19 protein-coding genes and 1 pseudogene are annotated in these 21,004 nt (G+C 47.3%); 16 read left to right on the top strand and 4 right to left on the bottom strand.

Features of this window, described 5'->3' with window-relative positions; all coding sequences use genetic code 11:
* The first annotated feature begins 22 nt into the window (after positions 1 to 22).
* On the top strand, positions 23 to 817 hold the full coding sequence (locus CJU60_RS18890) for a YfkD famly protein (protein WP_081638251.1): 795 nt from the start codon (positions 23 to 25) through the stop codon (positions 815 to 817).
* A gap of 35 nt (positions 818 to 852) precedes the next feature.
* Here the strand turns inward: CJU60_RS18890 and mscC are convergent, their stop codons facing one another.
* A complete protein-coding gene (mscC, locus tag CJU60_RS18885; protein WP_081638252.1) occupies positions 853 to 1,695 on the bottom strand; it encodes a mechanosensitive ion channel protein MscC in 843 nt (280 codons plus the stop codon).
* Complete coding sequence (gene yfkAB, locus CJU60_RS18880; protein ID WP_095714624.1) at positions 1,696 to 2,817, bottom strand: radical SAM/CxCxxxxC motif protein YfkAB; 1,122 nt, start codon at positions 2,815 to 2,817, stop codon at positions 1,696 to 1,698. It lies immediately after the preceding gene.
* Between the two features lie 145 nt (positions 2,818 to 2,962).
* Between yfkAB and CJU60_RS18875 the strand changes: the two genes are divergently transcribed.
* Positions 2,963 to 3,148, top strand: coding sequence for an SE1561 family protein (locus CJU60_RS18875; protein WP_010333401.1), 186 nt, complete (start codon positions 2,963 to 2,965; stop codon positions 3,146 to 3,148).
* A gap of 99 nt (positions 3,149 to 3,247) precedes the next feature.
* Positions 3,248 to 4,039, top strand: coding sequence for a delta-lactam-biosynthetic de-N-acetylase (pdaA, locus tag CJU60_RS18870; protein ID WP_095714623.1), 792 nt, complete (start codon positions 3,248 to 3,250; stop codon positions 4,037 to 4,039).
* Between the two features lie 34 nt (positions 4,040 to 4,073).
* Here pdaA and CJU60_RS18865 read toward each other — a convergent pair whose 3' ends face one another.
* Together CJU60_RS18865 and corA are read right to left on the bottom strand one after the other, a co-directional pair.
* A complete protein-coding gene (locus tag CJU60_RS18865; protein WP_095714622.1) occupies positions 4,074 to 4,937 on the bottom strand; it encodes an NAD(P)-dependent oxidoreductase in 864 nt (287 codons plus the stop codon).
* A gap of 99 nt (positions 4,938 to 5,036) precedes the next feature.
* Positions 5,037 to 5,996 carry a magnesium/cobalt transporter CorA gene (corA, locus tag CJU60_RS18860; protein ID WP_095714621.1) on the bottom strand — a complete coding sequence of 320 codons (960 nt, stop codon included), beginning with the start codon at positions 5,994 to 5,996 and terminating at the stop codon, positions 5,037 to 5,039.
* A 118-nt stretch (positions 5,997 to 6,114) separates the two neighbouring features.
* On the opposite strand from corA, the gene CJU60_RS18855 reads away from it, so the two are divergent.
* The 13 genes and pseudogenes from CJU60_RS18855 (at position 6,115) to lpdA (ending at position 20,967) form a co-directional block, all read left to right on the top strand.
* On the top strand, positions 6,115 to 6,978 hold the full coding sequence (locus CJU60_RS18855) for a DNA-3-methyladenine glycosylase family protein (protein WP_095714620.1): 864 nt from the start codon (positions 6,115 to 6,117) through the stop codon (positions 6,976 to 6,978).
* 113 nt (positions 6,979 to 7,091) lie between these two features.
* Positions 7,092 to 8,492 (top strand): 23S rRNA (uracil(1939)-C(5))-methyltransferase RlmD, encoded by a 1,401-nt coding sequence (gene rlmD, locus CJU60_RS18850; protein WP_024120595.1) that lies wholly within the window; start codon positions 7,092 to 7,094, stop codon positions 8,490 to 8,492.
* 330 nt (positions 8,493 to 8,822) lie between these two features.
* Positions 8,823 to 9,809, top strand: coding sequence for a tRNA dihydrouridine synthase (locus CJU60_RS18845; protein WP_095714619.1), 987 nt, complete (start codon positions 8,823 to 8,825; stop codon positions 9,807 to 9,809).
* Positions 9,810 to 10,046: 237 nt separating this feature from the next.
* A pseudogene (locus CJU60_RS18840) lies at positions 10,047 to 11,230 on the top strand (M20 metallopeptidase family protein).
* Positions 11,231 to 11,251: 21 nt separating this feature from the next.
* On the top strand, positions 11,252 to 12,787 hold the full coding sequence (locus tag CJU60_RS18835; RefSeq protein WP_176471092.1) for an AbgT family transporter: 1,536 nt from the start codon (positions 11,252 to 11,254) through the stop codon (positions 12,785 to 12,787).
* A 23-nt stretch (positions 12,788 to 12,810) separates the two neighbouring features.
* Positions 12,811 to 14,067, top strand: coding sequence for an amidohydrolase (locus CJU60_RS18830; RefSeq protein WP_095714618.1), 1,257 nt, complete (start codon positions 12,811 to 12,813; stop codon positions 14,065 to 14,067).
* 108 nt (positions 14,068 to 14,175) lie between these two features.
* Positions 14,176 to 14,931 carry a hypothetical protein gene (locus tag CJU60_RS18825; protein WP_095714617.1) on the top strand — a complete coding sequence of 252 codons (756 nt, stop codon included), beginning with the start codon at positions 14,176 to 14,178 and terminating at the stop codon, positions 14,929 to 14,931.
* On the top strand, positions 14,928 to 15,380 hold the full coding sequence (locus CJU60_RS18820) for a DUF6884 domain-containing protein (RefSeq protein WP_095714616.1): 453 nt from the start codon (positions 14,928 to 14,930) through the stop codon (positions 15,378 to 15,380). The genes CJU60_RS18825 and CJU60_RS18820 overlap by 4 nt, the downstream gene beginning before the upstream one ends.
* A 29-nt stretch (positions 15,381 to 15,409) precedes the next feature.
* Positions 15,410 to 16,099, top strand: a complete 690-nt coding sequence (locus CJU60_RS18815; RefSeq protein WP_095714615.1) for a YfjL-like protein — start codon at positions 15,410 to 15,412, stop codon at positions 16,097 to 16,099.
* A 233-nt stretch (positions 16,100 to 16,332) separates the two neighbouring features.
* A complete protein-coding gene (gene acoA / locus CJU60_RS18810) occupies positions 16,333 to 17,334 on the top strand; it encodes an acetoin:2,6-dichlorophenolindophenol oxidoreductase subunit alpha (RefSeq protein ID WP_095714614.1) in 1,002 nt (333 codons plus the stop codon).
* 1 nt (position 17,335) lies between these two features.
* Complete coding sequence (gene acoB / locus CJU60_RS18805) at positions 17,336 to 18,364, top strand: acetoin:2,6-dichlorophenolindophenol oxidoreductase subunit beta (RefSeq protein ID WP_095714613.1); 1,029 nt, start codon at positions 17,336 to 17,338, stop codon at positions 18,362 to 18,364.
* 13 nt (positions 18,365 to 18,377) lie between these two features.
* Complete coding sequence (locus CJU60_RS18800) at positions 18,378 to 19,574, top strand: dihydrolipoamide acetyltransferase family protein (RefSeq protein ID WP_095714612.1); 1,197 nt, start codon at positions 18,378 to 18,380, stop codon at positions 19,572 to 19,574.
* A gap of 16 nt (positions 19,575 to 19,590) precedes the next feature.
* Complete coding sequence (gene lpdA, locus CJU60_RS18795) at positions 19,591 to 20,967, top strand: dihydrolipoyl dehydrogenase (protein ID WP_095714611.1); 1,377 nt, start codon at positions 19,591 to 19,593, stop codon at positions 20,965 to 20,967.
* The last annotated feature ends 37 nt before the right edge of the window (positions 20,968 to 21,004 follow it).

Below are 21,004 nucleotides of genomic sequence, written 5' to 3'. Positions count from 1 at the left end.
AAAATGCGATAGAAAGAGTGATATGATGAAAAAGCTATTTCATTCCACACTTATTGTGTTGTTATTCTTTAGTTTTTTCGGCGTTCAGCCCATCCACGCGAAGAAGCAGTTTAAGGTGCCAAATTCTGTAGCAAGCATTTCGAAAGAAAACACGTATCCGAATGCTTCACAGGATCAGCCGATGCTTCAGCCGAGCAAACTGGCTAAGGAACTGCTGAGTTCATCAGAGGTACAGATCGAAAATCCGCACCTTATCAAAATGCTGAACGAGTCTACGGTCTCTGGCACACCGCTTGCGGTCGGCTACCGGGCCACAATATTTCTCGGGAAATGGGCGCTTGGATATGAATCGAATGAAACAGTCGCCAACTGGGAATATAAAAAAATCAATACAAACCGCGCGGATAACCGCGGCGGAAAACAAACGGCTGAAATGCATTATGCCCAAGAGCAGCAATATAGAGTAACGGGCGGCCTGACAGCAAAAGTTCCAAACACGGAAGATGTCAAAAGCATGATGATGCTGAAGGCGATGAAAAAAACAAATCTTCCGCTTGCATTTGAAACGGTCATCGGAGCGGGAACAAAACGAGACCAAATTTATAAAGTCGCTCCGAAAAAACTCGGTTATTTAAACGCATATGCTCCGGCTGTGAATGAAAAAGGGAAAGTGACTTACGGAGAAGTCTATTTAGTGCTCAAAGGCAATAAACGAAAACTTGTTGTGAAAAATGTCACGTCACAGGGAATCGGCGCGTGGATTCCGGTTCAAGACCATGTCACGTTTAGCTTCCAGCTTTCCTCACAGCCAAGATAAATAAAAAACTGATTCCTATAATGGAATCAGTTTTTTTATTGGGTTCTTTCAATTCTTACAGCTTCCTCAAGCATTTGCACATTGTTTTGGTACAGCTGGCGAACGAGAACCCGTCTGGCGGCAAGGCTGGCACTGAAATAATCTTCATCCCGGACCATGCCCTTTACGGTAAATTCAACCCCGCGGTTGATTTTATTCAAAGCGGTGATGCCGTGTATTTGAAAAGGCTCTGTCGGGTTTCCGAATTCATCCCGCTTCAGTGAATCGCGAAGCTCTTCATTCAGCATGTCGCACGCTTCCTCCAGCACACTGTATACACGGTCTGGATCTTCTTTAAAGCTGATGAGAAAAGATTCGGTAATCCGCATAAAATCAATATTATAATTTTCTATTTGTCTGACCTCGCCGTTGCTGATGGTGAGAAGCTTTCCGCTCCATTCACGGATTTGCAGCGAGCGCAGGCCGATTTCTTCGACGGTGCCGTTAAATAAATTGTTTACCGTCACATAATCGCCTTTATGAAGCTGGCGTTCATAAATTAAAAACACACCCGCCAGCACATCCTTAATCAGTGATTGGGCGCCAAAACCGATGACGATACCGGCTACGCCCGCCCCGGCTAAAATCTTGCCGAAATCATGCACAAATAAAGAAATAACATAAAAGATAAAACCGATCGTCGCCATATATTGGGTGATAGAACGGACAAGGCTTTCAATGGTTTTCTCTTTTCTTTCTTCAATAAAGTCCGTCCGTTTAAAAAATAACTGCACCAATCGGTTAATGATAAAAACACCGATCCACAAAATGACGGCGACGAGGAGAATATCAACGATTTTATTCTGAAAAATCTCCGTAAGTGTTTCTTCCATCCGCATCTAACTCCTGGCTTGACGTTTTGAAAAATCTGTATCCTGGTAGTAGCTGTTTTTGACGAGAACGTTTGGTCCGAGGCACCGGACATTCGGGCAGTGGCAGTTCAGTTCTTTGGCCAGCTTTGTTTCTCTCCACTTTTGATAGGCGGAAGGCAGGCTGTCCGTCTGTATATTGCCGAGCGGCGGTGTATCGCCAAAGTCGGTCACAATAATATTCCCGTCAAAAATATTGACATTCAGGCGCGACCGGCCGTCAGGGTCATTTCTCACTGTCACGTTTTTCGCCGTGCGAAGCCGGCGAAGCAGCTCTTGATCCTCTTCATCAGGACTGCATGCGTAAAACGGCAGTGTGCCGAACAGCATCCATGTCTTTTCATCACGAATATCTAGCAAACGGTGAATCGCCTGTCTCATGTCCTTCAGGCTGAGAGATTCAAGGGCGCTCGCAAAATCACTCGGATACATCGGATGGATTTCATGACGCTGACATTTCATATCTTCTGTGATTTGGTGGTGAATATGCTCAATGTGCGGAAGTGTGCGTTTGTTCAGCATCGTTTCCGCTGATACCATCACTCCAGCATCCACTAGCTTGCGGCTGTTTTCGATCATTTTATCAAAATAGCGCGCGCGCTGCTCGAAGGTCGGTTTTCTGTCCATCATAGCAAAACCGATTTCCGCAAACTCTTCAACCGTTCCCCAGTTATGAGAAATATGTAACACATCAAGATACGGAATAATCCATTCGTATCGCTCGATATCGAGAGTCAGGTTTGAATTGATTTGGGTCCGCACCCCGCGCTCGTGGGCGTATTTCAATAACGGCACGACATATTCCTTTACAGATTTTAATGAAAGCATCGGCTCTCCGCCTGTAATACTGATGGATCTGAGGCGGGGAATTTCCTCCAGCCGTTTTAACAGAAGATCTATTGGCAGAGCATTCGGGTCTTTGGGCTGCAATGTATAGCCTACAGCGCAATGCTCGCATCTCATATTGCACAGTGTCGTCGTTGTAAATTCAACGTTCGTCAGCTGCATATCTCCATACTGGTCGACATCCATATAGGCTTCCCAAGGGTCGAACTCAGGTGTAATCGGACGCAGCTTCGTGTTTTGTGTCATGACTATCTAACTCCTTTATAAATGAGGCATACTAACGCTGCCAACAGTTAATTTTAGACCTGATTTGCCAAGATCGCAAGTAGCGGGGCGATTGAAAAACGGCAAAAAATGAGCTACCATAATAAAAAATGAATGGAGGCGCAGAATGGGGAACGCAGTAAACAATAAAGATCAGCAGCTTGATTATTTAAAGAACAGACTAGACATGTTTATGAACGTCATCGATTCATTAGACCCTGAAGCAACAGACGTTGAAGATATAGACAGGCTCATCGGCATGCTGGATGACCTGGAAGCCAAATATGAACGATTTAAAAAAGACTGGGAATAAAACCGCGCATGCCGCGGTTTTTTATATTGGCATAAAGCGTCAGTATAAAACAGGGCGCCTTTCTGTAAAATAAGAAAAAATGCAGAAGGAGCGCTGGCCATGAAGTGGATGTGTGCAATATGCTGCGCCGCCGTCCTGCTTGCAGCAGGAGCAAAACAGGCAGATGCGGTACTGAATGAGCCGATTAATTGGGGCTTTAAGCGAAGCGTTAATCATCAGCCGCCAGATGCGGGAAAACAGCTGAACAGCCTGATCAAAAAATATGACGCGTTTTATTTAGGCAATACAAAAGAAAAAACAATTTATTTAACATTTGATAACGGCTACGAAAATGGCTATACGCCAAAGGTGCTTGATGTCTTAAAAAAACATCACGTGACAGGAACGTTTTTTGTCACCGGGCATTTCGTGAAGGATCAGCCCGAGCTGATCAAACGGATGTCGGATGAAGGGCATATCATCGGCAACCACTCCTTTCACCATCCGGATCTGACGACAAAAACAGCAGACCAAATTCAGGACGAGCTTGATTCAGTCAACGAGGAAGTTTATAAGATCACGGGAAAGCAGGACAACCTATACTTACGGCCGCCGCGCGGCGTGTTCAGTGAATATGTGCTGAAAGAAACAAAACGCATGGGCTATCAAACCGTTTTCTGGTCCGTCGCTTTTGTCGACTGGAAAATCAATCATCAAAAAGGGAAAAAATACGCCTACGACCACATGATCAAACAGGCGCATCCGGGTGCGATTTACCTGCTTCACACTGTCTCCAAGGACAATGCCGAGGCGCTGGACGATGCGATTACCGACCTGAAAAAACAAGGCTATACCTTTAAAAGCATTGATGACTTGATGTTTGAGAAAGAAATGAAGCTGCCGTCTTTGTAAACATGAAAGCCTCTCCGCAATGGAGAGGCTTTTACTATTTTTCTATGCATTTTATTAAAGCGGCCCAATCTAGGTTTCCAAGCCCTTTTTCAATACCGCTTTCAAAATGGCCTTTCGCCAGCTCGGCAAGAGGGAGGTTTGCAGAAACCTGCTCCGCGGCGGCGAGCGCCAGATTGGTGTCCTTCAACCCTAATGACATTTTAAAGCCCGCCGGCTCAAATGTTTGCTCGGCCATGATCGTTCCGTAATTTTGATATACAGGGGAGCCGAAAAGCGCGTTGGCGATCTCTAAAAATTGTTTTTGCTCTAATCCGTATTTCTCCATCATCAGGAATGATTCAGATAACGCCTCCAGCATGGATACGAGCAGGAAATTGATGCTGATTTTCGCTGCGTTTGCTGTTTTGCTTTCTTCGCCGACGTCAAACACTTGCTGACTCAAGCTTTCGAGCAGAGGTTTTGCTGTTTTTTTTGCTTCCGCGGGTCCTGCCGCTATAATGCGAAGCGCGGCTTTTGCGGCGGCATCCGGTCTTCCCAGCACAGGAGCCGCAAGGAAGGATTGTCCTTTTTCTGCATGGGCGGCCGCAAGTTTTTCTGAGAACTCCACACTGATCGTGCTCATCGAAATGTGAATGCCATTCTCTGATAACCCTTCAATCAATCCGTCTTTGCCGAACGTCACGTTGCTGACAGAATTGTCATCGGAAAGCATTGTCACGACAATATCAGCGGTCTCGGCCGCCTGGCGCGGCGTTTCTGCCACTTGGGCGCCCTGGGATGCGAATTCTTCCGTCTTTTCTTTCGTCCGATTGTATACTGTCAAACGATAGCCTGCTTGAAGCACGTTCCGGGCAATGGGCTGTCCCATATTGCCGAGTCCGATCACAGCGATTTTCAATATGATCACTCCCTGAACATTTTTTTCATTATATACAAAATGAACAGGATATGCTGGAAATCGGCTTACCAAAATAAAAAGAACAGCTTCACGCTGTCCTCATTTAAAGATGTTGAACCATCCTTTATGTACAAACCATATCAGCATGCCGGCCACAAGAGCGGCCATTAGGCCAAGCACGGCGAAATATCCGTATTTCCAGTGAAGCTCCGGCATGTTGTCGAAGTTCATGCCGTAAACGCCGGCGATAAACGTGAGCGGGATAAAAATCGTAGACACGATGGTCAATGTCATCATAATCGCATTCATCCTGTTCGAATTCAGTGTCACGTAGCTGTCACGCAAATCGGACGTCATGTCGCGGTTAGATTCCACAATTTCTGAAAGCTTTAATAAATGATCGTAAATATCGCTGAAGTATGCCTTTGTTTCACGCTGCTCTTTCACATGGTCAAGGCTTAAAATCCGATACAGCAAATCACGCATCGGAATAATGGTCCGCCTGAGATGCAATAGGTCAGTTCTGAGCTCAAACACCTCGCTCATCAGCGTCCCGTATGTTTTGTGGCTGCGGCTGTCTTCAATCTCATTCAGCCGGTCTTCTATTTTGTACACCAGAGGAAAATATTCATCAACAAGCTGATCCATGATCATGTAAGAAATATGCCCCGGCCCTTTTTTAAACATGTCCGGTGAAGCATATAAACGCTCCCGGACTTTGGCGATACCGGGCGTTTCGTGTAAATGAAAGGTGACGACAAATTTTTCGCCCTGAAAGATATCGACTTCCTCGGTCTCAAGTGTTTCCTGATTCAGCGCATGAAGCACGTAAAAGCGATAGCCGTCGTAATGGTCAAGCTTCGGACGCTGCATATGCTGAAAGCAATCTTCAATCGCAAGCGGATGAAAATGAAAAAAATCTCTCAATAACGCGGTTTCCGTTTCCTCCGGGCCGTAAAAATCAACCCAGTACCACGCTATATCCGGCTGTTCAACCCGTTCGATCGGTATATTTTTCAAAAGCTGATGCTGTGTTGTGATAGCGGTAATGTTGATCATAAACAACCCTCCACCTGCCATTATATCATGCAGCCTTTTTCAGAAAAGTATACAGTGTTTTCTACCGATTTCCAGCTGCATGGTATACTGAACAAAAAACGGAAAAAGGGCTGATCATATGTGGAAAGAAAAAGTATCGGTCACACCGCCGTACCATTTTGACCGTGTGCTCGACAGGCTGTCGTTAGATCCTCTTAATGCAGTTGATTTGAAAGCGCGGGACATAAGAGTGCCGATCAGAAATAAGGCCGGTGACGTATGTATTGTGAAGGTGCAGGCGTTAGGCCATGCGGACGAGCCCGAGTTTCTCGTCAGCGGGGAAACAGAGCAGGAAGACATGATGAAGGAAATCAAACGGATTTTTCAATGGGAAAATGATTTGCAGCATGTCCTTGATCATTTCTCAAAAACGAATCTTTCCGCGATTTTTGAAGAGCATGCAGGCACGCCGCTGGTATTAGACTACAGCGTGTACAACTGTATCATGAAATGCATTGTGCACCAGCAGCTGAATCTATCTTTTGCGTACACCTTGACAGAACGGTTTGTCCATACGTTCGGCGAGCAGAAGGACGGCGTGTGGTGCTATCCGAAGCCGGAAACGATTGCGGCGCTGGATTATCAAGATCTCCGCGAGCTCCAATTCAGCATGAGAAAAGCGGAATACGCCATTGATACGTCGCGAATGATCGCCGAAGGTTCGCTCGACTTGTCAGAGCTGCCCCAACTGACGGATGAAGACATCATGAAGAAACTGATCAAAATCAGAGGCATCGGCCCATGGACGGTACAAAACGTGCTGATGTTTGGGCTCGGACGACGCAATTTATTCCCGCTGGCCGATATCGGACTGCAAAACGCGATCAAACGCCACTTCAATTTAGACGACAAACCGGCAAAGGATGTTATGCTCGCGATGAGCAAGGAGTGGGAGCCTTATTTGAGCTATGCGTCGTTGTATTTGTGGAGGAGTATAGAATAATTCGTCTGACAGTGAAGGAAATCGTGCAAACGTGTTATACTAGAAAGATGTGAAAAAAACATTTCACTTTCTGCTATCTGCAGAAAGCTTCATATAGAAACGGAGAGAACAACGTGAACCAACAAAACAAAAAGGCGCCCGTCGAACTGAAAGTCGGACAGACCTTTCCGCTGACGATTAAACGTCTCGGAATTAATGGGGAAGGCGTCGGCTATTTCAAGAAAAAAGTCGTGTTCGTGCCCGGCGCGCTTCCTGGTGAAGAGGTTGTTGTCCAAGCGACGAAAGTGCAGCCGAAGTTTTCGGAGGGACGGATCAAGAAGATTCGCAAGGCTTCGGAGCATCGGGTGGCACCGCCTTGCCCTGTCTACGAGCAGTGCGGCGGCTGCCAGCTTCAGCATCTTGCTTACAGCCAGCAGCTTCGGGAAAAGCGAGACATCGTCATCCAGTCTCTGGAGCGCCATACGAAGTTTAAAGTCGAAAACATGGATATCAGAGAAACGGTCGGCATGGACAACCCATGGAATTACCGCAACAAAAGCCAATTCCAGATCGGACGCTCACAAAGCGGCAGCATCATCGCCGGCTTATACGGCCTTGATTCTCATGATATCGTGCCGATCAAAGACTGCATCGTTCAGCATCCGGCAACCAACAAAACAACAGGCATCGTCCGCCGCATCTTAGAGGACTTCAATGTGTCTGTTTATAATGAAAGAAAACGAAAAGGCGACGTTCGCACGATAGTGACGAGAGTCGGCTTTGAAACAGGCGAAGTGCAGGTCGTGCTTGTAACAGCAAAAGAAACGCTTCCGCATAAGGAAGAAATCGTCAAAGCGATCCAAAAGCGCCTGCCTGAGGTGAAATCCATTATTCAAAATGTAAACGGAGCGAAAACCTCTGTTATTTTCGGTGAGAAATCAAAACCCCTCGCCGGACATACCGTGATTCAAGAGGTGCTCGGCGACGTATCTTTTGAATTGAGCGCCCGCGCCTTCTTCCAGCTCAATCCGGAGCAAACCGTCAAGCTGTATGATGAAGTGAAAAAAGCGGCGCAGCTGACCGGAAAAGAAAAAGTCGTTGACGCTTATTGCGGCGTCGGCACCATCGGCATGTGGGTGGCGGACGGAGCGAAGGAAGTCCGCGGCATGGACGTCATCAAAGAATCGATTGACGATGCCAAGAAAAATGCCAAAAAACACGGCATGACAAACGCCACGTACGTAACAGGAACAGCCGAGCACTGGCTCCCGAAATGGACGAAAGAAGGCTTCCGCCCGGACGTCGTCATCGTTGATCCGCCAAGAACCGGCTGTGACAGCACGTTCCTGGATACGATCAAAAAAGTCAAACCGAAACGCTTTGTCTACGTTTCCTGCAATCCATCCACGCTTGCGAAAGATTTGCAGGCGCTGTCGAAAGACTATCGCGTGGAATATATTCAGCCTGTCGATATGTTTCCGCAGACGGCTCACGTTGAAGCAGTGGCGCAGCTTGTATTGAAATCGTCTCATTAAGTCCTAATCAGATCTGGATTTCGGTAGAATGAACATTGCCGATTTCTGGGTCTTTTTCATGCGCAACCCACCCAAGCTATTGAAAGAAAATTTGCAGGAACATACACTGAAACTTGGATCATGTACCTAACCCTATGACTCAAACTGCTTTTCTAGTCGGTTTACTTTGTCACTTTTTATGTGTGACTAGTAAAGATGTAAATGTTCAAAATTTACTATCGTTTGATAAGAAGTGCTTAAGCATGCTATAAGTGTAAAAGAAGCATGGTCAGCTTTTTAATTTTGGGATAAAGGTGTAGCCGTATCCCATAATGAAAGGATTTGAATGTAATGACGATAGATAATTTCTGGCGTGAATTACCACGGCCATTTTTTGTACTGGCACCAATGGAAGATGTGACAGATGTTGTTTTCCGCCATGTAGTGAGTGAAGCAGGAAGACCTGATGTGTTCTTTACGGAATTTACAAACTCGGAGAGCTATTGTCACCCGGATGGGAAGGATAGTGTGCGCGGCCGTTTGACCTTCACGGAGGATGAACAGCCAATGGTAGCTCATATATGGGGAGACAAGCCTGAGAACTTTCGCCAAATGAGTATTGGTATGGCGGAACTAGGGTTTAAGGGTCTAGATATCAATATGGGCTGTCCTGTACCTAATGTTGCGGGAAATGGAAAGGGAAGCGGCCTTATTTGTCGTCCAGAGGTTGCAGCAGAACTAATACAAGCAGCAAAAGCAGGCGGATTGCCAGTAAGCGTGAAAACGAGACTTGGTTACACGGATATAGATGAATGGCGCGGCTGGCTGACACACGTATTGAAACAGGACATTGCTAATCTTTCCATTCATTTGCGCACAAGAGCGGAAATGAGCAAAGTGGATGCGCATTGGGAACTCATCCCGGAGATTAAGAAACTTCGTGATGAGGTAGCGCCAGATACACTGTTGACGATCAATGGGGATATTCTTGACCGTCAAACTGGATTAAAACTTGCTGAACAATACGGTGTCGATGGAATTATGATAGGGCGCGGTATTTTTACAAATCCATTTGCCTTTGAAAAGGAGCCGAAAGAGCATAGCAGCAAGGAATTGCTTGATCTCTTACGGCTGCATCTGGATCTTCATGATAAATATTCAGCATTAGAAGCGCGTCCATACAAGCCTCTTCCTCGCTTTTTCAAAATTTACCTCCGAGGATTCCGCGGAGCAAGTGAATTAAGAAACCAGTGCATGAACACTAAGTCAACAGATGAAGTGCGTGCATTGCTCGATGACTTTGAGAGTAAGTATCTTGATGGGGCGGAGCAACAGTAGATGTTTCCTAATTCAAGGTAAAAGCGGAGCGGGACGCTCTTTTTGCTTTATAAGTTAGTTATTTAGGAAAAGTTTATTTTCACTGTGCAAAAATACAACAGACGAAGAGGAATCTGTCAGATTTCCTCTTCTTTTTTGATTCAATAAGTCAGATTGTCTGACATTCCAATTGAACCAGCCCCATATAATCAATAAAGTAAATGCAAGAGTTTCTAAAACAGAATGGAGGCTGGAAGCATGATGGATGAATACGCCAGTATATATAAGAACGTGATTGAATGGAGGAGACATCTTCATCAATACCCGGAGCTGTCCTTTCAAGAAGAAAAAACAGCTCAATTTGTATATGATACGCTCTCTTCTTTTGAAAATCTTGAGATCAGCCGCCCGACAAGGACAAGTGTCGTTGCCCGGCTGAGCGGTGCTCGGCCGGGCAACGAATTGGGCTGCGCGCTGATATGGATGCGCTGCCGATTCAAGAGGAGCATGACAGTCATTTTCGCTCCCGCCATCCAGGTGTAATGCATGCGTGCGGGCATGATGGGCACACCGCCATGCTACTTGGGGCGGCTGAGATTTTGTCTCGGAAAAAGGATGAGCTTAGCGGCGAAGTCTACTTTATTTTTCAGCATGCCGAGGAGGTTCATCCTGGCGGAGCGCAGGAAATGGTGAAGGCTGGTGTTGCGGACCATCTTGATCTATGCATAGCCATCCATCTGTTTTCTGCCATGCCTTTAGGAAAAATCGGACTGGCATCAGGCCCGGTCACAGCTAACTCTGATCGCTTTGATATCACGATTAAAGGAAAAGGCGGGCATGCCTCTCAGCCTGAACAGTGTATTGACCCGCTTGTGATTGCCTCACAAGTCATTACTCATTTGCAAAGCATTGCCTCAAGACATACAGATCCTGCCGAAAGACTGGTGCTCTCTGTTACCATGTGTCATGCGGGCTCCGCCTACAATGTGATCCCCGATACTGTGACGCTTGGAGGGACGGTAAGGACGTTTCGAAAGGAAGTCCGGGCAAATACGGAAGCGCTCATGGAAACCATTATAAAAGGCGTAACTGAAGCCCATGGCGCGTCGTATGATTTTGATTACCGCCATGGATACAAGTCTGTGGTAAACGATCCGAACGTAACCGAACTGGTCAGACAAGCAGCAGAGAATCTGTGGGGGAAGGATCAGGTATTTCCGTTAGCGCCAATGATGGGCGGAGAGGATTTCTCCGCGTTTTCTGAACGAGTGCCTAGCTGTTATATCGCTTTGGGAGCGGGAACCGGGGAGATGATCTATCCGCATCACCATCCTAAATTCATGTTCGATGAAAAAGCGTTATCAGCAGGTGTTAAATTATTTGTAAATTCAGTCTATTTCATTCTGCATTCCCGTGAATCGATTTCAATGAAGATCAACTAAAACCGATTATAGGAGGGCGCTATGGCTAAACATCTGCCGGAAGTCATGACCGCTGATTCTTTACAAAAAATCGAGCATAAAGGAATATTAAAGTGGATCGAAAAGGTCGGAAACAAATTGCCTGATCCTTTTATGTTATTTATCTACTTATCGATGATCATCATTGCCATGTCTGTTTTGCTGGCAGGAAACGCAGTGACACATCCGGGAGACGGGAAAGAGGTAGCCGTTAAGAGTTTGCTCAGCACCGAGGGCATTCACTGGATGCTGACGGAAGCGGTGAACAACTTTGTTCAATTTCCGCCTCTCGGACTTGTGCTCACGATGGTGCTCGGCATCGGGCTGGCGGAACGCGTCGGTTTGATCGAGGCTGTGCTGCAAAAGATGATGGCGCATGTTCCGAAAGCGATCATCAGCTATTCCGTCGTATTTGTCGGGATTTTAGGGAATCTGGCGTCTGATGCGGCATGGGTCATTATCCCGCCGGTTGGCGCCCTGATCTTCATGGCAGCCGGGCGTCATCCGCTTGCCGGCTTTGCGGCCGCTGCGGCAGGTGTAGGGTCAGGATTTACGGCCAATCTGATGATCGCCGGGACAGACGCGCTTCTTTCCGGCATTACCACACAGGTCGCACAAACCGTCGATAAAAATGCTCAGGTATCGGCTGTCGATAACTGGTTTTTCATGGCGGCCTCCGTATTTGTTTTAGCCTTTATCGGTGCATGGGTTACTGATAAAATCGTTGAACCCCGGCTTGGCAGCTACCGCGGAGAATACAAGCCTGAAATGGCGGCGTTAACGGGAAAAGAGATCAAAGCACTGAAGGCGGCCGGGGCAGCGGCTCTTTTATATGCTGGAGTCATTGCGTTATTAGTCGTTCCAGAGGGAGCGCTCCTGCGTGATCCTGAAAACCGATCAATTCTTTCCTCGCCTTTTCTGAAAGGCATCATCCCCATCATTCTGCTGTTCTTTATTACTGTATCGGTTGTCTATGGCATCGTGGCCGGACGCATTAAGGATCAGACAGACGTCCCGAGGCTGATGGGAGATTCCATTAAAGGCATGTCAGGCTTTATTGTGCTTGTCTTTGTTATTTCACAGTTTATCGCTTTTTTCACGTGGAGCAATATGGGAATTTTTATGGCTGTAAAAGGAGCGGACTTTCTGGAATCCATCCATTTAACCGGGTTTCCTGTATTAATCGGATTTTCGTTGCTGACTTGTGTCGTCAGTCTGTTTATTACGAGCGGCTCTGCTTTATGGGCGTTGCTGGCCCCTGTGTTTATCCCGATGCTGATGCTGCTGGATTTTCATCCCGCGTTTATTCAAATTGCCTATCGGATTGCGGATTCCGCGACAAACACCATTACGCCGATGAATCCGTATTTGCCGATGCTGATGGCTTACTATAAGCGCTACAAATCAGATGCGGGCTTCGGAACTGTGATATCAACCATGATTCCGTATACGGTTCTGTTCTTCTTGGCGTGGCTTCTCATGATGTTCATTTGGTACGCTTTCGGCTGGCCGATCGGACCGGGCGTTTATGCAAAATAAAAATGGCAAAGGGTGGGAGACATATGGATATGATTCAAATAAGACGAGATTTTCACCGGCATCCCGAACTGGGCTTCACAGAATTTCGCACAGCCGGAAAGGTTGTGGAAACCCTTCAAACCCTGGGATATCACGTGACATATGGCAAGGACGCAATGGATGGCGAGGCCCGCAGAGGCGTTCCTTCAGAAAAAGAACTGAAGCGCGCTTTTGACCGTGCAATTGAAAATGGAGCCGATCCTGATATCATTGCACCGATGAAAGGCGGATATACCGCTGTCATCGGAAGACTTGAAGGGAATACGCCGGGACCCGTCGTTGCGCTTCGTTTTGATATGGATGCACTTCCGATTACAGAAAGCGCAGATGCTGACCATGGTCCTCACGCCAAGGGCTTCCGTTCTGCATTTGAAGGAAATATGCACGCATGCGCCCATGACGGACATACCGCGATCGGGCTAGGCGTTGCTGAAGCGCTGGCACATCGAAACTTTGCAGGTACTCTGAAGCTGATTTTCCAGCCCGCTGAGGAGGGTGTCCGCGGAGCGTATGCCGTTACTGAGAAAGGCATGCTGGACGATGTTGATTATCTCCTCTGCCATCATCTGGGGACCAATGTGCCGCTTGGGGAAGTATACGGCGGTGCAGAAGGATTCCTGGCCACTACGAAAATGGCTGTTCATTTCCGGGGCGTCTCCTCACATGCAGGAGCGGCTCCTGAGCATGGCAGAAATGCTTTGCTAGGGGCGGCGACGGCGCTTTTAAATATACATGCCATTCCGCGTTTCAGCTCGGGCGATACCCGGATCAATGTCGGCGTGCTTGAAGGCGGAACAGCGGCCAATATCATCCCGCAGCACGCGAAAATGATCATTGAAACGCGGTCAGATTCAGAAGAGGTCAACCGCGATCTGGAAGAGCGGGTGAGAAAGATCATCGCCCACAGCGCAGCCATGCATGAGCTTGAACATGAGGTCGAAATCATCGGCGGAGCGATTCCGATCAAATGTGACGAGGAAATGGTTTCGACCGTGCTAGAAGCTGCTGGAGAGGTTGGCGGATTTTCCTCACTGCAAGGCATCCAGACCGGCTCAAGAGGAAGTGAAGACGCAAGCTATATGATCAAAAGAGTTCAGGAGCGGGGAGGAAAAGGGACATATATGATCATTGGCACCGACATCGCTGCCCCGCATCATCATGAAAAGTTCGATATCCAGGAAGATATTCTTCCGCGAAGCGTACAGCTGCTGAAGCAAGCGGCATTGAAGCTGTTGAAGTAGAGGGGGATCCCCTCTTTTTTTATGTCATTCGAAACGCTTTCCAAATAAAGGAGACGATTTGTTGGATTTATGGTACATTGATAGGTATAAAAAAAAGAGGAGAATCAAATGAAGAGAATGCATTTTTGTACAGGTATAGGCCTGCTGCTGATCGTGATTTCAGCCTATCCTATCTTTGTACTATTGAGAGAAAATATAATAGATCACAACGTAACAAATCGTTATGACATTCATTATGCATATCAAGACAAGCAAGGTTATGAACCTGCGATAGATACTCAAAATATCAACATATTTAATCATCATATTAGGATTATTGAGGCCAAAACAGGAAAACATGCGCCCCTGACAAGCTGGGATAAAGACGAAAACGTCCCTGCCGGAGAGATTGTTAACATACAGTATCAATTAGACGGCCGAGATCTCTCATCACCTTCTGAAGTATGGCTTTCTAATCGAGAAAGAGGAGGAAGATACTTTTCATGGCTTGAAATATTAACGGTAAAGGATCGAAAGACTGATCAAAATCTGGTTTACATTGTTCAGAGAATAACTGACGATCAAATAAGTCTTGAAAAAAGCAAATGGAAAATAATCAGGATTCATCAGGATGGGACTGTAAAGGAGAAGCTTCTAAGCTATTCTGATAGAAGCAAGGATCCATTGAGTGTAAAACTGCTCAATTTTTCATACGTTGGAGGAAATTCAATGGGGTATCATTCTGATATGTATGAAGTGATTCCCAATGTCATATTTCCTCTTTTGTATCCGTTGATTACGTTCGCTGTTGGTTGTGCGATCATGATCGGGATTTTAATCTTTGTGATAGTCCAGAAGACAAAAGGAGTTCGAAAATCAATATGAAACGACTATGCATCATCCCCTGCGGCGCGAAAAAAATCTGGGATATTCAGCCTGATGCGGGGCCGACGAGGGCGGAAGACACTTACCTGAGCCCGTTTCATCAGGCGTGCGAGCGGTATGCAAAAGCTTTTTTTGACGAGTGGGTCATTTTGTCGGCGAAGCACGGGTTCCTGCGTCCTGATGACATCGTGCCGGAAAACTACGATGTGGCATTCGGGAGCGGTCATCCAGAGATTATGACAGAGGAGAAGTTAAGCCGTCAATATCGTGAAAAGGGTTTTCTTGAAAAAGAAGAGCTCGTCATGCTCGGCGGGAAAAAATATCGTAAAGTCCTGAGCACGGTCGTCGGAGATCATCAGCATATCAGCTGGCCGCTGGCACCGTACAAAGGCATTGGTTACATGCTTCAGGCACTGAACAGGGCGGTTGAAGAAAAACAAGAACTGTAATACGTACATAACCCGAAAAGGGTGTGAAAATGAAAAGAATGGTGTTTGGCTTCCTTGCCATTGCGGTATGTGGAAGCGGCTTTTATATCTATCATTTTTTATTCGGTGATCCATTTTCCAAAAATGCCGCAGAGCAAAAGCTCACATCATATGTGAAACAGACCTATCCTCAAAAAGAAATCAAGATCACGAATGGAGTTTATAACGCGAAAATCTCGGAATATGTGTTTCAAGCAAACACCCAATCTCAAAGCTACCAAATGTGCGCGATGGGGTTTCTCCATCCTAAGGTAACCTGCGATGGAATTGAAGAAGCCTATACCGAGTCTGTTGCAAAACATCTAAATCAAGAAGCATCAAAGGAAATCGAAACAGATTTGAAAAAAGCCGTTCCGCAACTTATAAAAGCCGAAGCAGATATCAGCGTTGAAAACGCCCAGTTCACATTAGAGACAAGCTGGAGCAAGCAATTGGCTGAAAGAGCGCCGCTAAGTTTGACGATACAGTTAGATGCAAGCGGAAAAACAAAAACAGATGCCGCGGCGATAGCGGAAACCGTCAGAAAAACGCTTAATCAAAAAGGGTATACATATTTCAGAGGCACGATAGACTGCATGCAGAAGGATGGGGACGGCGGCTTTGGTTATGTAAAATATTCAATTGATTTTACTCCTGAAATCGCCATTCAGAAAAACGATGCAGAGGCATTAGGAAGTTGATAAGATTTCCGAGGAAATAAATATGTCGATCGACGTCAAAAGACCGGGCTGGTGACCGGTCTTTTTTATTTGGAATAAAACGAGACACATGGTTTCATATCGAGACAAAATGAGACACCTGTCTCAAACTGTCTCATGGTATCAACATAGAAGACTGATTTTACAGGCATCCAATAGCTGGCACACTTCTTGCATTCATTAATGCGAACCCTAAATAGAAGGAGGCACACACAATGGAACTGTTAAAACGAGAAGGCTTGTCATTAACTGAGGAAAAAGCGCTGTGGATGTACCAAAAGATGCTGGAAATCAGGGGCTTTGAGGACAAAGTGCATGAACTGTTCGCAGAGGGAGTGCTTCCCGGATTCGTCCATTTGTATGCCGGTGAAGAAGCTGTAGCTGTAGGCGTGTGCGCTCACTTAGATGATGGCGACAGCATTACAAGCACACATAGAGGGCATGGGCATTGTATCGCCAAGGGCTGTGATCTGGATGGCATGATGGCGGAAATATTCGGGAAAGCGACCGGACTGTGTAAAGGCAAGGGCGGTTCTATGCACATTGCCGATCTCAATAAAGGTATGTTAGGGGCAAATGGAATCGTCGGGGGCGGATTTACGCTCGCATGCGGGTCAGCGCTCACGGCTAAATATAAACAGACCAATAATGTAAGCGTTTGCTTTTTTGGAGACGGAGCAAATAATCAAGGAACCTTCCATGAAGGCCTCAACTTAGCGGCTGTATGGAATCTTCCAGTTGTGTTTATCGCTGAAAACAACGGCTACGGCGAAGCCACGCCATTTGAGTACGCGTCAGCCTGTGATTCAATCGCTGATCGGGCAGCTGCCTATAACATGCCGGGAGTAACCGTGGACGGAAAAGATATTTTAGCAGTTTATCAGGCAGCGGAGGAAGCGATTGAACGAGCAAGAAACGGCGGAGGCCCGTCTTTGATTGAATGCATGACCTACCGAAACTACGGCCATTTCGAAGGAGATGCCCAAACCTATAAAACAAAGAATGAAAGAGTTGAGCACCTTGAAGAAAAAGATGCCATTCAAGGTTTTAAAAACTACCTTTTAAAAGAAACAGATGCTAATAAGCTGTCAGACATTGAACAGCGTGTCAGCGAATCGATTGAAAAAGCAGTCTCCTTCAGCGAAGACAGCCCATATCCGAAAGAATCAGAGCTGCTGGCAGATGTATATGTCTCATACGAAAAAGGAGGAATGTAAGATGGCAAGAGTCATAAGCATGTCAGACGCGATCAACGAGGCGATGAAACTTGCGATGAGAAGGGACGAAAATGTGCTGTTGATCGGTGAGGATGTAGCCGGAGGAGCGGCAGTCGATCATTTGCAGGATGACGAAGCATGGGGCGGCGTATTAGGCGTCACAAAAGGGCTCGTTCAGGAATTTGGACGGAGCAGGGTGCTGGATACGCCCATTTCTGAAGCGGGCTATATGGGCGCCGCTATGGCTGCGGCATCAACAGGGCTGAGACCGATTGCGGAGCTGATGTTTAACGATTTCATCGGCACGTGCTTTGACCAGGTCATCAACCAAGGGGCAAAATTCCGCTATATGTTCGGCGGAAAAGCGCAAGTGCCGATTACCGTCCGCACCACATACGGAGCGGGTTTCCGGGCTGCGGCACAGCACTCCCAGACGCTGTACGGCCTTTTCACAAGCATTCCGGGGCTGAAGACGGTTGTTCCGTCGAATCCGTATGACGCCAAAGGTCTGCTGCTTGCGGCGATCGAAGACAACGATCCGGTGTTCTTTTTTGAAGACAAAACGTCCTACAACATGAAAGGCGAAGTGCCGGAAGAGTATTACACAATTCCGCTCGGAAAAGCGGACATCAAACGCGAGGGCAGCGACATTACGCTGTTTGCGATCGGCAAGCAGGTCAATACCGCACTCGAAGCGGCAGCACAATTATCAGAAAAAGGCATTGAAGCCGAAGTTCTTGATCCGCGCAGTCTGTCTCCTCTGGATGAGGAAGCAATTTTCACATCGTTAGAAAAAACAAACCGGCTGATCATCATTGACGAAGCCAATCCGCGATGCAGCATAGCCACAGATATAGCCGCGATTGTGGCCGACAAAGGCTTTGATCTGCTGGATGCGCCGATTAAGCGGATTACAGCGCCGCACACACCTGTGCCGTTTTCGCCAGTGCTTGAAGACCAATATTTGCCGACACCAGATAAAATCGTCAGCGTCACGCTTGAATTGCTTGGCGAGCCGGCAGTGAATTAAAGGGGGGACACATATGGCGGTCAAAGTAGTGATGCCAAAGTTGGGAATGGCCATGAAACAAGGAGAAGTATCGATTTGGAACAAAAAAGTGGGAGATCCGGTTGAAAAGGGAGAAAGCATCGCCAGCATTCAGTCGGAGAAAATTGAAATGGAAATCGAAGCGCCTGAAAAGGGCACGCTGATTGATATTAAGGTGAAAGAAGGGGAAGAGGTTCCGCCTGGCACAGCCATCTGCTATATCGGGAACGCCAATGAATCGGTGCAGGAAGAGGCGAAAGAGCCTGCTGCAGAAGATAGTGAGCCGCCAGCCGTCCAGCCTTCAAAACAAGAAAACAAACCCGCAGCCGGTAAAAAAGAACGAATCAAAATATCTCCAGTCGCCAGGAAAATCGCGGAAAAAGCGGGATTAGACGTGAAACATCTGAAAGGCACAGGACCAGGCGGGCGAATCGTGAAAGACGATGTAACAAAGGCGCTTGCTGAACAGAAAAAAGAGCAGACAGAGCCGGTTTCTGAGCAAAAGGCGCAGGAAACGCCAGTTACAGGCATGAGAAAAGTGATCGCATCCAGAATGCAGGAAAGCTTGGCAAACAGCGCCCAGCTGACGATTACAATGAAGGCTGATATCACTAAGCTGGCAGCTCTTCAAAAACAGCTTTCGCCGACAGCTGAGGAACGGCACGGCGCGAAATTGACGATCACTCATTTTGTCTCAAGAGCTGCGGTGCTCGCTCTACAATCACACCCTATGCTGAACAGCTTCTACAAAAATGAGCGCATTATCACACATCCTCATGTTCATCTTGGAATGGCTGTTGCTCTTGAAAAAGGGTTGGTTGTGCCTGTGATCCGCCATGCTGAAAAGAAATCGCTGATCGAACTGGCTCAATCCATCTCAGAACATGCCAAAAAAGCACGCGAGGGACGGGCGGGAAGCGAAGAATTGCAAGGCTCGACCTTCTCAATCACAAACCTTGGCGCATCCGGCGTGGAGCATTTTACGCCGATATTAAATCCGCCCGAAACAGGCATTCTCGGCATCGGAGCAAGCTATGACACGCCGGTTTTTCAAGGGGAGGAGATTGTCAGAGGTGCGATACTGCCGCTCAGCCTGACGTTTGATCACAGAACCTGTGACGGCGCTCCGGCAGCTGAATTTCTGAAGACGATCAAAACATATTTGGAGGAACCGGCAACGTTAATTTTATAGAAAAGCAGGTGAGAACATGGCACTAGCCATTATCGGAGGGGGACCAGCGGGCTATGCGGCAGCAGTCTCAGCGGCACAGCAGGGAAAAAAGGTGCTGCTCATTGACAAAGGCTCACTTGGAGGAACCTGCCTGAATGAAGGCTGCATTCCGACGAAGTCTTTGTTAGAAAGCGCAAATGTGCTCGATAAAATCAAACATGCCGGGCGCTTCGGCATTGAACTTCCGCCCGGTGCAATATCGGTTGATTGGGACAAAATGCAGAGCCGAAAACAGCAGGTTGTCAGCCAGCTTGTCCAAGGCGTACAGTACTTAATGAAAAAAAATCAAATACAAGTTGTGAAGGGAGAGGCCTCCTTTCTTTCTGACAAGAAGCTCTTGATCGAAGGGGAGAACGGCAAAGAAATCAGAGAGGCGGAACAAATATTGATCGCAACCGGATCAGAGCCGATCGAGCTGCCCTTTGCCCCGTTTGACGGCGAATGGGTTATTGACAGCAAAGACGCACTCGCCCTTTCAGACATTCCCGCTTCGCTTGTGATTGTTGGCGGCGGTGTGATCGGCTGCGAGTATGCCGGATTGTTCGCCAGACTTGGAACGAAGGTGACGATCATTGAAACGGCCGGCCAGCTGATCCCGGCAGAGGACGAGGATATCGCCCGTCTCTTTCAGGAAAAGCTTGAGGAAGACGGAGTTGAAGTTCACACCTCCTCCCGGTTAGAGCGTGTTGATCAAGCAGCCAAAACGGCGATATGGAAAAGCGGACAGCGTGAGTTTAAGACGAAGGCCGATTATGTGCTGGTGGCGATCGGCAGAAAACCTCGTCTGGATGGATTACAGCTTGACCAGGCGGGAATTGATTTTTCCCAAAAAGGTATTCCCGTAAATGAGCAGATGCAGACCAATGTGCCTGATATCTACGCATGCGGGGACGCGATCGGTGGCATTCAGCTGGCCCATGCAGCTTTCCATGAAGGGATCATCGCCGCTTCACACGCTTCAGGACGCGACGTCAAAATGAACGAAAAAAACGTGCCCCGATGTATTTACACATCGCCGGAAATCGCATGTATCGGATTGACGGAAAAACAGGCAAGACACGTTTACGGAGATGTACAGATTGGTGAATTTCCTTTTTCCGCAAACGGGAAGGCGCTCATCAAACACCAAGCGGAAGGAAAGGTCAAGATCGTGGCGGAACCGGAGTTCGGCGAAATCGTCGGAGTCTCAATGATCGGACCGGATGTGACCGAGCTTATCGGCCAGGCGGCTGCCATCATGAACGGAGAAATGACGGCGGATATGGCAGAGCATTTTATCGCGGCCCATCCGACACTGTCGGAAACGCTGCACGAAGCATTGTTAAGCACAATTGGGCTTGCGGTGCATGCATAAAAAGAAAAGCTGGCGAATGCGCCGGCTTTTTTGTGTT

Origin of the sequence: Bacillus sp. 7705b, from assembly GCF_002289525.1 — a bacterium.
GTDB lineage: Bacteria > Bacillota > Bacilli > Bacillales > Bacillaceae > Bacillus > Bacillus halotolerans.
This window is presented reverse-complemented; position numbering and strand designations above follow the sequence as displayed.

Excerpts from the sequence above, each read along its gene's own strand:
- CJU60_RS18890 (WP_081638251.1), top strand. The coding sequence starts at position 23 with ATGATGAAAAAGCTATTTCATTCCACACTTATTGTGTTGTTATTCTTT.
- CJU60_RS18815 (WP_095714615.1), top strand. The coding sequence starts at position 15,410 with ATGAAAAGAATGGTGTTTGGCTTCCTTGCCATTGCGGTATGTGGAAGC.
- mscC (WP_081638252.1), bottom strand. The coding sequence starts at position 1,695 with ATGCGGATGGAAGAAACACTTACGGAGATTTTTCAGAATAAAATCGTT.
- yfkAB (WP_095714624.1), bottom strand. The coding sequence starts at position 2,817 with ATGACACAAAACACGAAGCTGCGTCCGATTACACCTGAGTTCGACCCT.
- pdaA (WP_095714623.1), top strand. The coding sequence starts at position 3,248 with ATGAAGTGGATGTGTGCAATATGCTGCGCCGCCGTCCTGCTTGCAGCA.
- CJU60_RS18820 (WP_095714616.1), top strand. The coding sequence starts at position 14,928 with ATGAAACGACTATGCATCATCCCCTGCGGCGCGAAAAAAATCTGGGAT.
- CJU60_RS18855 (WP_095714620.1), top strand. The coding sequence starts at position 6,115 with ATGTGGAAAGAAAAAGTATCGGTCACACCGCCGTACCATTTTGACCGT.
- CJU60_RS18835 (WP_176471092.1), top strand. The coding sequence starts at position 11,252 with ATGGCTAAACATCTGCCGGAAGTCATGACCGCTGATTCTTTACAAAAA.
- acoB (WP_095714613.1), top strand. The coding sequence starts at position 17,336 with ATGGCAAGAGTCATAAGCATGTCAGACGCGATCAACGAGGCGATGAAA.
- lpdA (WP_095714611.1), top strand. The coding sequence starts at position 19,591 with ATGGCACTAGCCATTATCGGAGGGGGACCAGCGGGCTATGCGGCAGCA.
- CJU60_RS18830 (WP_095714618.1), top strand. The coding sequence starts at position 12,811 with ATGGATATGATTCAAATAAGACGAGATTTTCACCGGCATCCCGAACTG.
- CJU60_RS18800 (WP_095714612.1), top strand. The coding sequence starts at position 18,378 with ATGGCGGTCAAAGTAGTGATGCCAAAGTTGGGAATGGCCATGAAACAA.
- corA (WP_095714621.1), bottom strand. The coding sequence starts at position 5,996 with ATGATCAACATTACCGCTATCACAACACAGCATCAGCTTTTGAAAAAT.
- CJU60_RS18875 (WP_010333401.1), top strand. The coding sequence starts at position 2,963 with ATGGGGAACGCAGTAAACAATAAAGATCAGCAGCTTGATTATTTAAAG.
- CJU60_RS18845 (WP_095714619.1), top strand. The coding sequence starts at position 8,823 with ATGACGATAGATAATTTCTGGCGTGAATTACCACGGCCATTTTTTGTA.
- acoA (WP_095714614.1), top strand. The coding sequence starts at position 16,333 with ATGGAACTGTTAAAACGAGAAGGCTTGTCATTAACTGAGGAAAAAGCG.
- CJU60_RS18825 (WP_095714617.1), top strand. The coding sequence starts at position 14,176 with ATGAAGAGAATGCATTTTTGTACAGGTATAGGCCTGCTGCTGATCGTG.